The following is a 13,589-nucleotide window of genomic DNA, read 5'->3' as shown; positions in this document are numbered from 1 at the left end:
GGCGGCTGTACGCGCGCTGCACGCCGGGACGACGGGACGTTCAAAGCCAAACGGTCTCACAGGAAGCTCCTTCCCGGCCCCTGCGACGGCACCCCGAGATGGGCCGCGATCGAGGCCCCGACATCGGTGAAGCCGACATGGCCTAAGCCGCGAGCCCCCGCTCCATACGCGACGACCGGCACCCGTTCGCGGGTGTGATCGGTGCCGCTCCAGGTCGGATCGTTGCCGTGATCGGCGGTGAAGACGGCGAGATCGCCGGGCCGGAGCTTCGCGAGGAACAGGCCGACCTGCCCGTCGAACCATTCGAGCGCGCGCGCATAGCCCGACACGTCGCGCTGGTGGCCAAAAAGCGTGTCGAACTCGACAAAGTTCGCAAAGGTCAAGGAGCCGGGCTCAGATGTATCGGTAGTAGCGAGTAAATGTTCGAAAAGTACAGCGTCCGGACCCTTCTTCACATCGTCAATGCCCCGGCGCGAGAAGATGTCGCCGATCTTTCCGATCGCATGGACCTTGCCGCCGGCTTCCTGCACCCAGTCGCAGAGCGTCGGCGACGGCGGCGCGATCGCATAGTCGTGGCGGTTCGCGGTGCGGCGGAAGTTGCCGCATTCGCCGGTGAAGGGCCGCGCGATGACGCGGCCGACCTTCATCGCATGCAGCGTCGGCGCAAGCTCCTCGCAGAGCTTCAAAAGCCGGTCGAGCCCGAACGCCTCCTCATGCGCGGCGATCTGGAACACGCTGTCGGCCGAGGTATAGCAGATCGGCCAGCCGGTCCGCAGATGCTCCTCGCAATGGGCCTCGATGATCGGAATCCCCGAGGCATGGCAATTGCCAAGCGTCCCCCCGATCCCGGCAAGCCGCGCGACCTTTTCCATCAGGTCAGCCGGAAAGGCGGGCTCGGAGTCGGGGAAATAGTGCCAGTCCCAGGGCACCGGCACGCCGGCCAGTTCCCAGTGACCCGAGGGTGTGTCCTTGCCCTTCGAAACCTCGGTCGCCGCGCCCCAGAGGCCCTCAGGCTCGGCATCGAACCCCTTCATCGCCGCGCCGGACGCAAGCCGCACCGCCGCGCCGAGCCCGAGCGCTTCGAGATGGGGCATCCGCAGGGGGCCGGACCGCCCCTCCTCCGCTTTGCCCGCCGCGCAGGCTTCGGCGATATGGCCGAGCGTATTGGCACCTGTATCGGGACGGTCGCCGTTGAAGAAGGCGCCGGCATCCGGCGCGCCGCCAGCGCCGACGCTGTCCATCACGATCAGGAACGCGCGCGCCATCAGCCGATCCTCTTGTGGATCAGCACCGGCTCGTCCGGCTCGTCGTCCTCGATCCGGATCGCCGCTCTCACCGACGCCACCGCCGCCTCGGCGGCGGCAGGCGTGGCGGCGTGGATCCGGACCAGCGCCTCGCCCTTCTCGACCGGCTCGCCGACCCCCATGATCTGCGACAAGCCGACCGAGGGGTTGATCCGGTCGCCGTCCCGGAGCCGCCCGCCGCCGAGATGAACCACCGCCTGGCCGAGCATCTCGCCGTCGATATGGGCGACGAACCCGTCGCGCGGGGTCACGAAATCCACGACCACCGGCGCGGCCGGCAACCGGTCGGGATAGCGCTCGACGAAATCCGACGGCCCGCCGAGCGCCGCGACCATGCGCCCGAAGGTCTCGGCCGCGCGGCCCGATTCCAGCGCCTCCTCGATCTGGTCCGCCCCCTCGCCCGCGTTGTCTGCGAGCCCGGCAAGCGCCAGCGCCTCGCCGCCAAGCGCCACGGTCACGTCCCACAGGGCCTGGTTGACCTCGACCCCGGTCAGCGTCTCCATCACCTCGATCACCTCAAGTGCGTTGCCGGCCGAGGCCGCTAGCGGCTGGTCCATGTCGGTGATCAGCGCCACCGTCATGCAGCCCGCGCCGTTCGCGGTCGAGACCAGCGACTGCGCCAACGCCTCTGCCTCCGGCAGCGTCTTCATGAAGGCACCGGAGCCGACCTTGACGTCGAGGATCAGCGCCTCGAGCCCGGCGGCGAGCTTCTTCGAGAGGATCGAGGCGGTGATCAGGTCGATCGACTCCACCGTGCCGGTCACGTCGCGGATCGCATAGAGCCTCCGGTCGGCCGGCGCGATATCGGCGGAGGCGCTGACGATGGCGCAACCGATCTCGGCCACGAGCCGGTGCAGTTCTTCCACCGAGACGTCACAGCGGTAGCCGGGGATCGCCTCAAGCTTGTCGAGCGTACCGCCCGTGTGGCCGAGGCCGCGCCCTGAGATCATCGGCACGCAGGCGCCGCAGGCCGCGAGCGCCGGGGCGATGAGGAGCGAGGTGCAGTCACCAATCCCGCCGGTCGAATGCTTGTCGACCACCGGCCCCGGCAGCTTCCACTCGAGCACCCGTCCGCTGTCGCGCATCGCCCGCGTGAGCGCGACCCGGCCGTCCGCGCCAAGCCCGTTCAGGAGCACCGCCATCGCGAAGGCGCCGGCCTGCGCGTCGGTCACCTCGCCCGAGGCGAGCCCGTCCGCGAACCAGGTCGCGGCTTCGTCCTCCAGCCCCCGTCGATTCCGGACGCCCGCGATGATCGAGCGTGCATCCATCTCAGCCGCGGCCCATGTGCTCGACCCCGAAGCGGCCGGGCAGGAGGTCGCCGATCGTGGTCTCCATGATCTTGCCGTCCAGCGTCGAGAGCGTCACGGCGACGTCGTGGCGGCCGAACTCGGCCAGCTTCTGGCGGCAACCGCCGCAGGGCGAGATCGGCAAAGGGCTGTCGGCAACGACGGCGACCTCGGTCAACTCGGTCTCGCCGGCCGCGACCATCGCCGCGATCGCACCTGCCTCGGCGCAGGTACCTTCGGGGGAGGCCACGTTCTCGACGTTGCAGCCGGCATAGACCCGGCCGGAGCGGCCGCGTACCGCCGCGCCGACCTTGAAATGGGAATAGGGCGCATAGGCGTTTTCCCTGACCGCGCGCGCAGCATCCGTGAGCGACATCACACCCTCCTTGTTACCGCTCCGAGACTGCGTCCGCAGCCGCGCCGATGCAAGGTCGCTCGGCCGTTTCGACGGCGAAACCTGGCGCCTTGCGAATTTCCGCGTGCCCGGAGCTCCGGGCGTGATATGACGATCAGCAAACCGGCGCCTCGGCTGTGCAAAGGGACTTTCGCGACGCCGCAATATAGTTTAATGCTAAACGAGTTTTCACGGGGAGGATGAGGCATGGACGACGCCCGGCAGGAAAACGCGCGGCAGGCCGCGCTCGAATACCACGAATTCCCCAAGCCCGGAAAGCTCGAGATCCGGGCAACGAAGCCGATGGCCAACGGCCGCGACCTTTCCCGCGCCTACTCGCCCGGCGTCGCCGAGGCCTGCCTCGAAATCAAGGCCGATCCCGCTACCGCCTCGCGCTACACCGCACGCGGCAACCTCGTCGCGGTGGTGACGAACGGCACCGCCGTCCTCGGCCTCGGCAACATTGGCGCGATGGCCTCGAAGCCGGTGATGGAGGGCAAGGCGGTCCTCTTCAAGAAATTCGCCTCGATCGACTGTTTCGACATCGAACTGAACGAGCCCGACCCGGTCAAGCTCGCCGAGATCGTCTGCGCGCTGGAGCCGACCTTCGGCGCGATCAACCTTGAGGACATCAAGGCGCCCGACTGCTTCATCGTCGAGAAGATCTGCCGCGAGCGGATGAATATCCCGGTGTTCCACGACGACCAGCACGGCACCGCGATCGTCGTCGGCGCGGCAGCAACGAACGCCCTCCACGTCGCGGGCAAGGCGTTCGACAAGATCAAGGTGGTCTCCACCGGCGGCGGCGCGGCCGGGATCGCCTGCCTCGACATGCTGCTGAAGCTCGGCGTCCGCCGCGAGAACGTCTGGCTTTGCGATCTTGAAGGGCTCGTCTACGAGGGGCGCGAGGCGCAGATGACGCCGCAGAAGGCCGCCTATGCGCAGGGCAAGACGCCCGCGACGCTCGACGAGGTGATCGAGGGGGCGGATCTCTTCCTCGGCCTCTCCGGGCCGGGCGTGCTGAAGCCGGAGATGGTCGGGAAAATGGCCGCGCGGCCGATCGTCTTCGCGCTTGCCAACCCGACGCCCGAGATCCTGCCCGACGAGGTCCGCTCGGTCGCACCGGATGCGATCATCGCCACCGGGCGCTCGGACTTCCCCAACCAGGTCAACAACGTCCTCTGCTTCCCGTTCATCTTCCGCGGCGCGCTCGACGTCGGCGCGACCGAGATCAACGACGCGATGCAGCTGGCCTGCATCGATGGCATCGCAGCACTTGCCCGCGCGACGACGAGCGCCGAGGCCGCAGCCGCCTATCGCGGCGAGAAGCTGACCTTCGGGGCGGATTACCTGATCCCGAAACCCTTCGATCCGCGGCTCATCGGCACGGTCGCCTCGGCCGTGGCGGCGGCGGCGATGGAGACCGGCGTCGCCACCCGCCCGATCGACGATCTCGAGGCCTACAAGCAAAAGCTCCAAGGGTCGGTCTTCAAATCCGCGCTGATCATGCGCCCGGTGTTCGAGGCCGCCCGCTCCGCGAGCCGCCGCATCGTCTTCGCCGAGGGCGAGGACGAGCGCGTCCTGCGCGCCGCCAACGCGATGCTGGAGGAGATGACCGACCGGCCGATCCTGATCGGGCGACCGGAGGTTATCGAGCGGCGCTGCGAACGCGCCGGCCTGCCGATCCGGCCCGGTAGTGATTTCGAACTGGTCAACCCGGAAAACGATCCGCGTTACCGCGACTACTGGGCCAGCTACCACGATCTGATGGCACGCCAGGGAGTCACGCCGGATCTCGCCCGCGCGATCATGCGCACCAACACCACCGCGATCGCGGCGATCGCGGTCCACCGGGGCGATGCCGACAGCATGATCTGCGGCACCTTCGGCCAGTATCTATGGCACCTGAACTACATCCGCCAGGTCCTGGGGCGCGACGGGCTCACGCCGCACGGCGCACTGAGCCTGATGATCCAGGAGGACGGGCCGCTCTTCATCGCCGACACCCATGTCAACGCGGTGCCGACCCCGCAGGAGATCGCCACCACGATCTGCGGCGCGGCGCGCCATGCCCGCCGCTTCGGCGTCACGCCGAAGGTCGCGCTCTGCTCGCATTCCAACTTCGGCAATCTCGACACCGACTCGGGCCGGCGGATGCGCGCGGCGATGGAGATCCTCGACGCGAAGGGCGTCGATTTCGCCTATGAGGGCGAGATGTCAGCCGATGCGGCGCTCGACCCCGAGTTGCGCGAACGGATCTTCCCCGGCAGCCGGATCGAGGGCCCGGCCAACATCCTCGTCTTCGCCTATACGGACGCCGCCAACACCGCGCGCAACATGCTCAAGATGCGCGCGAACGGGCTCGAGGTGGGGCCGATCCTGATGGGCATGGGCAACAAGGCGCACATCGTCACGCCCTCGATCACCGCGCGCGGGCTCCTGAACGTCTCGGCCATCGCGGGAACCCCGGTCGCCTACTACAGCTGACCCGCCGGGACAGAAAAGAATCGGTGCGGCCGAGTTTTCAGCGGCCCGCCGAAGAAATTTGCAAACCCCGATCTAATTAGCTCCAAGACGCGTAATTCAGGAAGGTTTGCAAAAATTTGCGGACCGCACCATCAACTTTCTGCAAATTTTTTGCGTCCCGCCCCGCTTGTGACCGGTAACACCATTGCGTGGCGCGGACAGCCCCGCATAACTTGCCTCAGGCTTTGGAGGAGGCACGACAATGGGATATTCCGAGATCTATTCTGGCTGGAAGGCGGACCCGGAAGGCTTCTGGATGCAGGCGGCCGGGGCGATCGACTGGGTCAAAGCCCCATCGAAAGCGCTCTTCGCCGAAAAGGCACCGCTCTACGAATGGTTCACGGATGCCGAGGTCAACACCTGCTGGAACGCGGTCGACCGCCATGTCGCGGCCGGACGCGGCAACCAGGTGGCGATCATCCATGACAGCCCGATCACCCATTCGGCGCGCGAGATCACCTACGCCGAGCTGAAGGACCGCGTGGCGGGCCTCGCCGGCGCGCTGAAGGCCAAGGGCGTGGCAAAGGGCGATCGCGTGATCATCTACATGCCGATGGTGCCCGAGGCGCTCGAGGCCATGCTCGCGTGTGCCCGTCTCGGTGCGATCCATTCGGTCGTGTTCGGCGGCTTCGCCGCGCACGAGCTCGCGGTGCGCATCGACGACGCCAAGCCGAAGGCGATCATCGCCGCCTCCTGCGGGTTGGAGCCGGGCCGCGTCGTGCATTACAAGCCCCTCGTCGACGCCGCGATCGAGCAAGCCAAGCACAAGCCCGACTTCACGCTGATCTTCCAGCGTGAGCAGGAGACCGCAAAGCTGGTCCCCGGCCGCGACTTCGACTGGCACGAGGCCCAGGCGGGGGTCGAGCCGGCCGACTGCGTAGCGGTCGAGGGCAACCATCCGGCCTATATCCTCTACACCTCCGGCACGACCGGCGCGCCGAAGGGCGTCGTCCGCGCCACCGCGGGCCATCTCGTCGCGCTCAACTGGACGATGAAGAACATCTACAACGTCGAGGCGGGCGACGTGTTCTGGGCGGCCTCGGACGTGGGCTGGGTCGTGGGCCACAGCTACATCTGCTACGCGCCGCTGATCGCCGGCGCGACGACCATCGTCTTCGAGGGCAAGCCGGTGGGCACCCCCGATGCCGGCACCTTCTGGCGCGTCATCGAGGACCACAAGGTCAAGAGCTTCTTCACCGCGCCAACCGCGCTCCGCGCCATCAAGCGCGACGACCGCGAGGGCGAGTTCATCAAGAAGTACGACATCTCGTCGATGCAGGCGCTGTTCCTCGCCGGCGAGCGCGCCGATCCCGACACCATCACCTGGGCGCAGACCCATCTCAAGGTGCCGGTCATCGACCACTGGTGGCAGACCGAGACCGGCTGGGCCATCGCCGCCAATCCGATCGGCATCGAGGAACTGCCGGTCAAGATCGGCTCCCCCTCGGTGGCGATGCCGGGCTACGACGTGCAGGTGCTCGACGAGGGCGGCCACCCGGTGAAGCCGGGCACGCTCGGCGCGATCGCGGTCAAGCTGCCGCTGCCGCCGGGCACGCTGCCGACGCTGTGGAACGCCGAGGAGCGGTTCCGCAAGTCATACCTCAACCACTTCCCGGGCTATTACGAGACCGGCGACGCCGGTTATGTCGACGAGGACGGCTATCTCTACATCATGGCGCGCACCGATGACGTCATCAACGTCGCGGGCCACCGGCTCTCGACCGGCGCGATGGAGGAGGTGCTGGCCTCCCATCCCGATGTCGCCGAATGCGCGGTGATCGGGGTCGCCGACCAGCTCAAGGGCCAGATGCCGGTGGGCTTCCTCTGCCTCAACAAGGGTTCCAAGCGCGACCATGCCGATGTCGTCAAGGAATGCGTGAAGCTCGTGCGTGACCAGATCGGCCCGGTCGCGGCCTTCAAGCTCGCCACCGTCGTCGACCGGCTGCCGAAGACCCGCTCGGGCAAGATCCTGCGTGGCACGATGGTCAAGATCGCCGATGGCGAGGACTACAAGATGCCCGCGACCATCGACGATCCGGCGATCCTCGACGAGATCACCGTGGCGCTCGGCGGGCTCGGCTATCCGGCAGACCGAGGCTGAGGCTTGGAAAACCTGCCGCGTCCGGACCTTCCGGACGCGGCCGTTTACCTGACGTTTCAGACAGGTTGGCGCACGAGTTTTCATCGCGTACAAACATTCCAACATGCAACCGTTACTTGTATCAATCCATTTTCCGCCAATCCAGGGGCGGGCGAGGCCGCGCGATGCACGACAGCGATCCGGTTTCCGTTACGTCAACTAATGAGGCGAGCGATCCCGGCCGTATGACCCTTTTGGGGCACGACTTGCGCGCGGCCGTATCTGACATTATCGGCGGCCTGCGCCTGGTCGATCACGACAGCCTGACCGACGCGACGCGCCTGCAACTTGAGCGGGTGCGCGCCTCAAGCGAGACCCTCGCCCGCCTGCTCGAGGAAGGTTTGGCGATGGTGCTCGGCGAGGACGATTTCGCCGCCACCCACCCCGCCAACCTGCAGATCGCCCGCTTTCTCTACGATATCGAGATGCGCTGGTCCGGCCGCGCCAGCGAGAAGGGGCTCGAGTTCCGTGTCACCCGCGCCGAGGATGTGCCGCATGTGCTGACGCTCGACCGGATCGCGCTCGAGCGGGTGCTGTCGAACCTTCTGTCGAACGCGATGAAGTACACCGACGACGGCACCGTCAGCCTTGACGTGCGGATGGCGCCGTCCGGTGCGCTGCTTCTGTCGGTTGCGGATCAGGGGCCGGGCTTCTCCGATGCGGCGCTGACCCGGCTGTTCGAGTACGAGGGCCGGCCCGACGGGACCGCGAAGCCGGGCCACGGGCTCGGCATGCACATCTCCAAGCACATGACCGGCCGGCTCGGGGGCAGGATCGCCGTCGAGAACCGTCCCGACGGGGGGGCGCTCGTCACGCTGGAACTGCCGCCCGACACTTGGACCATTGCCGCAACGGAAGCGATGGCGGAACTGCCCGATCTGAGCCGCACCAAGGTACTGGTCGCAGAAGACAACCCCACCAACCAGACGATCATCGCCCACATGCTGTCGAAGATGGGCGCCGAGTTCGAGATCGCCCACGACGGCGTCGAGGCGCTGCACTGGCTCGAGCGCGAGGATTTCGATCTCGCGCTGATCGACATCGAAATGCCCCGGCTCGGCGGGATCGAGGTGATGCGGACCCTGCGTGCCAATGGCCGCATCCATTCGGACATGCCGATCATCGCGGTCACCGCCTATGTGCTGCGTGCCAACCGCGACGCGATCTATGCCGCGGGCGCTGACGCGATCCTCGCCAAGCCGCTTGCCGGGATCGATACGTTCGGCCAGACGATCGCCCAGGTGCTCGGCCGCACCGCGGAACCGCAGGAGCAGTTCCTCGCGACAGAGGAGACCGCCGAGTTCGACCGCGAATGCTTCGACCGGCTCATCGACATCGCCGGCCCGGCGGCGTCGTGCGAGCTGATGGAACGGTTGAACGCCGATCTGCGCAAGACCGAGCGCGGACTCGTGGCGGCCCTCGCCGATGGCGACCGCGCCGCGATCCGGGCCGAGACGCATGTGCTGATCGCGCTCGCGGGCGCCGTCGGCGCCGCACGGCTTCAGGCCCTCGCGCAGGTACTGAACACGACCGCGCATCGGCGCGAAGCGATCGACCTGTCGACACTCGGCCACGACGCGCTTACCCAGCTCGACTGGCTCATCCGTTTCGTCTCGCAGGAGCGGACACGAATGGGCGACACTGCATGACACGCCGGCCGCTGCTGCTTGTCGAAGACACGCCGTCGCTGCAACTGGTCTACGAATCGGTGTTGAAGACGGCCGGACACGCGGTCCGCTGCGCCGACGACGCCGCCTCGGGCCTGGCGCTGTTTCGGACGCTGCAACCGCCCGTGGTGTTGCTCGACCTGATGCTGCCCGACCGGGACGGCCTCGATCTCCTGAGCGAATTGCTCGCGATCAAGCCCGACACGCGGATCATCGTGATCACCGCGCACGGCTCCATCAACAAGGCGGTCGCGGCGATGCGGGCGGGCGCGCATGACTTCCTCGTCAAGCCCTTCGACGAGCAGAGGTTCCTGAGCGCGATCGGAAACGCCCTCGCCGATGCCGGGCCGGGACCGGCCGCCAAGCCCTCCGGGTCCGTCACCGCGCCGCCGGGCGAGTTTACCGGAACCTCCGAGCCGATGCAGCGCGTCTATGCCAAGATCCGCTCGGTCGCGCGATCGATGGCCACGGTCTTCATCACCGGCGAGAGCGGCACCGGCAAGGAGCTCTGCGCGCAGGCGGTGCATGACCATTCGAACCGCGCCCACGGTCCCTTCGTCCCCCTGAACTGCGGAGCGATCCCGCCGGAGCTCCTGGAATCGGAGGTTTTCGGCCATGTGAAGGGCTCCTTCACCGGCGCAATCGCCGACAAGCAGGGCGCGGCCGCGGCGGCCGATGGCGGCACGCTCTTTCTCGACGAGATCTGCGAGCTTGACCTCAACCTGCAGACCAAGCTGCTGCGGTTTCTTCAGACCTCGACGATCCAGCCGGTCGGCGCCGCCCGTGCGCGCAAGGTCAATGTCCGGATCATCTGCGCGACCAACCGCAATCCGCTGCAGGAGGTTCGCCGCGGCCGGTTCCGCGAGGACCTGTACTACCGGCTCCATGTCGTGCCGATCCACATGCCGCCGCTTCGCGAGCGCGGCGCCGATGTCGTCGCGATCGCCGAGGCCGGGCTGACCCGGTTCGCGCAGGAGGAAGGCCGCAAGTTCAACGGCATCGACCCCGAGGTGGCCACGCTCTTTCAGCGCCTCGACTGGCCGGGCAATGTCCGCCAGCTTCTGAACGTCTTGCGCCACGCGGTGGTGCTGAACGACGGGCCGGCCGTGACCCGGGCGATGCTGCCGATCGAGCTGCATCACGAGCTTGAACACCGCGAGGACGAGACGCCAGAGACACCGCGCCCGCATGTCACGCTCGAAGGGCTGATCGGGCGGACCCTTGCCGAGGTCGAGCGAATGGTGATCGAGGAGACGATCTCGCGCCACGGCGGCTCGATTCCGAAAGCCGCGCGGGTGCTCGACGTCTCGCCCTCGACGCTCTACCGCAAGATCGAGGCCTGGAAGGCCGCGGACTAGCGGATCAGACGAACTGCTCGCGGGTCAGCCGCTCCTCGAGCCCGTGGCCGGGATCGAAGAGGATGCGGTGGCGGATCGCCGGCTCCGAACGGACCTCGACCGAGACCACGTTAGGCGCCGAGCGGCCATCGGCATCGGCCATGACCGGGCGCTTGGCGGCGTCGAGCACGTCGAAACGCACCTTCGCGGTCTTGGGCAGGAGCGCGCCACGCCAGCGCCGGGGCCGGAACGCGGCCATCGCGGTCAGCGCCAGCACCTCGGCGCCAATGGGCAGGATCGGCCCGTGGGCGGAGTAGTTGTAGGCGGTCGATCCGGCCGGGGTGCAGACGAGCGCGCCGTCGCAGACCAGCTCCTCCATCCTGACCTTGCCGTCGATGGTGATCCGGAGCTTCGCTGCCTGTGGACCGGCGCGCAAGAGCGAGACCTCGTTGATCGCAAGCGCCTCGTGCAAGGTGCCGTCGACGCCGACGGCGCGCATGACCAAGGGGTTGATGACCTCTTCCTCGGCCTCGGCGAGCCGGGCAGTGAGCCCTTCCTCGTCGTATTCGTTCATGAGAAAGCCGATCGTGCCGCAATTCATGCCGTAGACCGGCACGTCCATCGCCTGGGTCGCGTGCAGCGTCTGCAGCATGAAACCGTCGCCGCCGAGCGCGACGATCACCTCGGCCTTCTCGATCGGGGTCGACCCATAGGCCGCCGCGAGCCGGGCGAGCGCGGCCTGCGCGACCTCGGCCTCGCTTGCCAGAAATGTGATCTTCGTCCGCTCCGACACCACTGGCCCCGCTTGCGTTCCTCGTGCATTGATCCACCGACAGGACCACGAAGACAACCCCATCCGGCGGCGCCACGCCGCGCCGCCTTAGGAAAGTCGCCCCGATGCCGATCCGTCCCCCGCTTTCCCGTCGCAGCGTGCTGGCCGGCCTGACCGCCCTCGCCGCCCCGTCCCTGATCCGCGCGCGCGCCGCCTGGGCCGCCGAGGGACGTCCCTTCGTGCAGCCGCCCCTGAGCGAGGGCCAGGCGCTGGACGGAAAGCGCGTCTTCGACCTCTCGGTCGCGCCCGGCGCGCACGAGTTCCGTGCCGGGGTGGAGACCCGCACCATCGGCATCAACGCCCCATTCCTCGGCCCGATCCTTGCGGCCCGCGCCGGCGAGACGCTGCGCATGGACGTGGCCAACGGCCTTGCCGAGCCGATGACGCTGCACTGGCACGGGCTGCACCTGCCCGCCGCCGCCGATGGCGGACCGCATCAGTCGATCGCGCCGGGCGCGGTCTGGCAGCCGGAGTTCAACCTTGCCCAGAAGGCCGGAACCTTCTGGTTCCACGGCCATCAGCATGAAAGGACCGGTGCGCATGTCTGGGCCGGCATGGCAGGCGTGATCCGGGTCGCCGATGACGAGGAGGACGCGCTGCCCCTGCCTCGCAGCCACGGCGAGGACGACTTCACCCTGATCCTTCAGGACCGTCGCTTCGATGCCGACGGCCAGATGCCCTACGAACTCAACATGCACGACCGCATGGCCGGGATGCAGGGTGACGTGATGCTGGTGAACGGCCAGGTCGGCCCGGTGCTCGAACTCGACGCGCCGCTGATCCGGCTCCGAATCCTCAACGGCGCCAATGGCAGCTTCTACGGTCTCAGCTTCTCCGACGAGCTGACCTTCCACCAGATCGCCTCGGATGGCGGGCTTCTCGCCGCGCCGGTCGCCATGCGCGGCGCGATCCTCAGCCCCGGCGAGCGCGGCGAATACCTTGTCGACCTCTCCGACGGCGCGGCGGTGATGCTTCGCGCCGAAACCTTCGGCGCCGAAGTTACGATGATGGGCATCACCGGTACGCATGACGTGTTGGAGATCCGGCCGCGCAGGGCCCGCGCGGCGCCCCCCCTGCCCGACCGTCTCGCCGAGCTTCCGGCGCCGCCCAAGGCGACCGGTGCGGCGCGCGACTTCGAGCTGGCGATGACGGGCATGGGCATGATGGGCGATTTCACCATCAACGGGCGGCGCTACGACCACGGGCGCATCGACTTTTCCGTGCCGCTCGGCGCAACCGAGACCTGGACCTGGACGAACCGGACGCCGATGCTGCATCCGATCCATATTCACGACGTCCAGTTCCGAATCCTCTCCCGCAACGGCCAGCCGCCGGCGGCGCATGAGGCGGGGCTGAAGGACACCGTGCTGATCCGGCCGGAGGAAACCGTCGCGCTCGGGATGTCGTTCCAGGACTACGCCGATCCCGAGCTTCCCTACATGTACCACTGCCACATCCTCGAACACGAGGATGCCGGCATGATGGGCCAGTTCACCGTGGTCTGACGCGGCGGGCGAAAAGTTTCCTATAGTGGAATTCGTTTCGCCTGCGTATCAAAACAGGTCGGATTCCGCGCTTCCGACCTCCCACTTCCTCCGCTACAACCCCGCCATCCCGCTGGCCTCAGGAGACGCTTATGGACACCGCAATCCGCGACACCGGATTTTTCACTGAACCGCTTTCCTCCCGCGATCCCGAGCTTTTCGGCTCGATCCGCGACGAGCTTGGCCGTCAGCGCGACGAGATCGAGCTGATCGCCTCGGAGAACATCGTCTCGCTCGCCGTGCTCGAAGCGCAGGGCTCGGTGCTGACCAACAAGTATGCCGAGGGCTATCCGGGCAAGCGCTACTACGGCGGCTGCCAGTATGTCGACGTCGCCGAGACGCTGGCGATCGAGCGCGCCAAGGCGCTCTTCAACTGCAACTACGCCAACGTCCAGCCGAACTCGGGAAGCCAGATGAACCAGGCGGTGTTCCTGGCGCTCCTGAAGCCCGGAGACACCTTCATGGGGCTCGACCTCAACTCGGGCGGCCACCTCACCCACGGCTCGCCGGTCAACATGTCGGGCAAGTGGTTCAACGTCGTCTCCTACGGCGTGCGCGC

Annotated in this window: 10 protein-coding genes; 6 read left to right on the top strand and 4 right to left on the bottom strand. The window is 67.5% G+C overall.

Annotated elements, in window-relative coordinates; all coding sequences use genetic code 11:
- Nucleotides 1–56: 56 nt before the first annotated feature.
- From OM960_RS21445 to OM960_RS21435, 3 genes are read right to left on the bottom strand one after another with little or no spacing between them, the layout of a single operon-like run.
- A complete protein-coding gene (locus tag OM960_RS21445; RefSeq protein WP_264773395.1) occupies nucleotides 57–1,265 on the bottom strand; it encodes a phosphopentomutase in 1,209 nt (402 codons plus the stop codon).
- Entirely contained in the window at nucleotides 1,265–2,572 is a 1,308-nt protein-coding gene (locus OM960_RS21440) for a thymidine phosphorylase (protein WP_264773394.1), read from the bottom strand. The genes OM960_RS21445 and OM960_RS21440 overlap by 1 nt, the downstream gene beginning before the upstream one ends.
- A gap of 1 nt (nucleotide 2,573) precedes the next feature.
- Nucleotides 2,574–3,005 (bottom strand): cytidine deaminase, encoded by a 432-nt coding sequence (locus tag OM960_RS21435; protein ID WP_263340291.1) that lies wholly within the window; start codon nucleotides 3,003–3,005, stop codon nucleotides 2,574–2,576.
- A gap of 186 nt (nucleotides 3,006–3,191) precedes the next feature.
- Between OM960_RS21435 and OM960_RS21430 the strand changes: the two genes are divergently transcribed.
- The 4 genes from OM960_RS21430 to OM960_RS21415 all read left to right on the top strand — a co-directional run bounded on the left by OM960_RS21430 (nucleotide 3,192) and on the right by OM960_RS21415 (nucleotide 10,675).
- On the top strand, nucleotides 3,192–5,471 hold the full coding sequence (locus OM960_RS21430) for an NADP-dependent malic enzyme (RefSeq protein WP_263340234.1): 2,280 nt from the start codon (nucleotides 3,192–3,194) through the stop codon (nucleotides 5,469–5,471).
- 241 nt (nucleotides 5,472–5,712) lie between these two features.
- Nucleotides 5,713–7,611 carry a propionate-CoA ligase PrpE gene (prpE, locus tag OM960_RS21425; RefSeq protein ID WP_263340232.1) on the top strand — a complete coding sequence of 633 codons (1,899 nt, stop codon included), beginning with the start codon at nucleotides 5,713–5,715 and terminating at the stop codon, nucleotides 7,609–7,611.
- A 245-nt stretch (nucleotides 7,612–7,856) separates the two neighbouring features.
- Nucleotides 7,857–9,299 (top strand): response regulator, encoded by a 1,443-nt coding sequence (locus tag OM960_RS21420; protein WP_264773393.1) that lies wholly within the window; start codon nucleotides 7,857–7,859, stop codon nucleotides 9,297–9,299.
- The gene (locus tag OM960_RS21415) at nucleotides 9,296–10,675 is read left to right on the top strand and encodes a sigma-54-dependent transcriptional regulator (protein ID WP_263340226.1); all 1,380 of its coding nucleotides are present in this window, start codon (nucleotides 9,296–9,298) and stop codon (nucleotides 10,673–10,675) included. The genes OM960_RS21420 and OM960_RS21415 overlap by 4 nt, the downstream gene beginning before the upstream one ends.
- 4 nt (nucleotides 10,676–10,679) lie before the next feature.
- On the opposite strand, the gene OM960_RS21410 is transcribed toward OM960_RS21415, so the two are convergent.
- Nucleotides 10,680–11,447, bottom strand: coding sequence for an NAD kinase (locus tag OM960_RS21410; RefSeq protein ID WP_263340223.1), 768 nt, complete (start codon nucleotides 11,445–11,447; stop codon nucleotides 10,680–10,682).
- 104 nt (nucleotides 11,448–11,551) lie between these two features.
- On the opposite strand from OM960_RS21410, the gene OM960_RS21405 reads away from it, so the two are divergent.
- Entirely contained in the window at nucleotides 11,552–12,991 is a 1,440-nt protein-coding gene (locus OM960_RS21405) for a multicopper oxidase family protein (protein ID WP_264773392.1), read from the top strand.
- A gap of 131 nt (nucleotides 12,992–13,122) precedes the next feature.
- On the top strand, nucleotides 13,123–13,589 hold a 467-nt coding region (locus tag OM960_RS21400; RefSeq protein WP_490372116.1), incomplete at its 3' end, for a PLP-dependent aminotransferase family protein.

Origin of the sequence: Defluviimonas salinarum (genome assembly GCF_026013545.1) — a bacterium.
Lineage (GTDB): Bacteria > Pseudomonadota > Alphaproteobacteria > Rhodobacterales > Rhodobacteraceae > Albidovulum > Albidovulum salinarum.
This window is presented reverse-complemented; position numbering and strand designations above follow the sequence as displayed.

What these genes read in the sequence shown, in the direction of transcription:
- OM960_RS21445 (WP_264773395.1), bottom strand. Translation starts at nt 1,265, where the DNA reads ATGGCGCGCGCGTTCCTGATCGTGATGGACAGCGTCGGCGCTGGCGGC.
- OM960_RS21440 (WP_264773394.1), bottom strand. Translation starts at nt 2,572, where the DNA reads ATGGATGCACGCTCGATCATCGCGGGCGTCCGGAATCGACGGGGGCTG.
- OM960_RS21430 (WP_263340234.1), top strand. Translation starts at nt 3,192, where the DNA reads ATGGACGACGCCCGGCAGGAAAACGCGCGGCAGGCCGCGCTCGAATAC.
- prpE (WP_263340232.1), top strand. Translation starts at nt 5,713, where the DNA reads ATGGGATATTCCGAGATCTATTCTGGCTGGAAGGCGGACCCGGAAGGC.
- OM960_RS21415 (WP_263340226.1), top strand. Translation starts at nt 9,296, where the DNA reads ATGACACGCCGGCCGCTGCTGCTTGTCGAAGACACGCCGTCGCTGCAA.
- OM960_RS21405 (WP_264773392.1), top strand. Translation starts at nt 11,552, where the DNA reads ATGCCGATCCGTCCCCCGCTTTCCCGTCGCAGCGTGCTGGCCGGCCTG.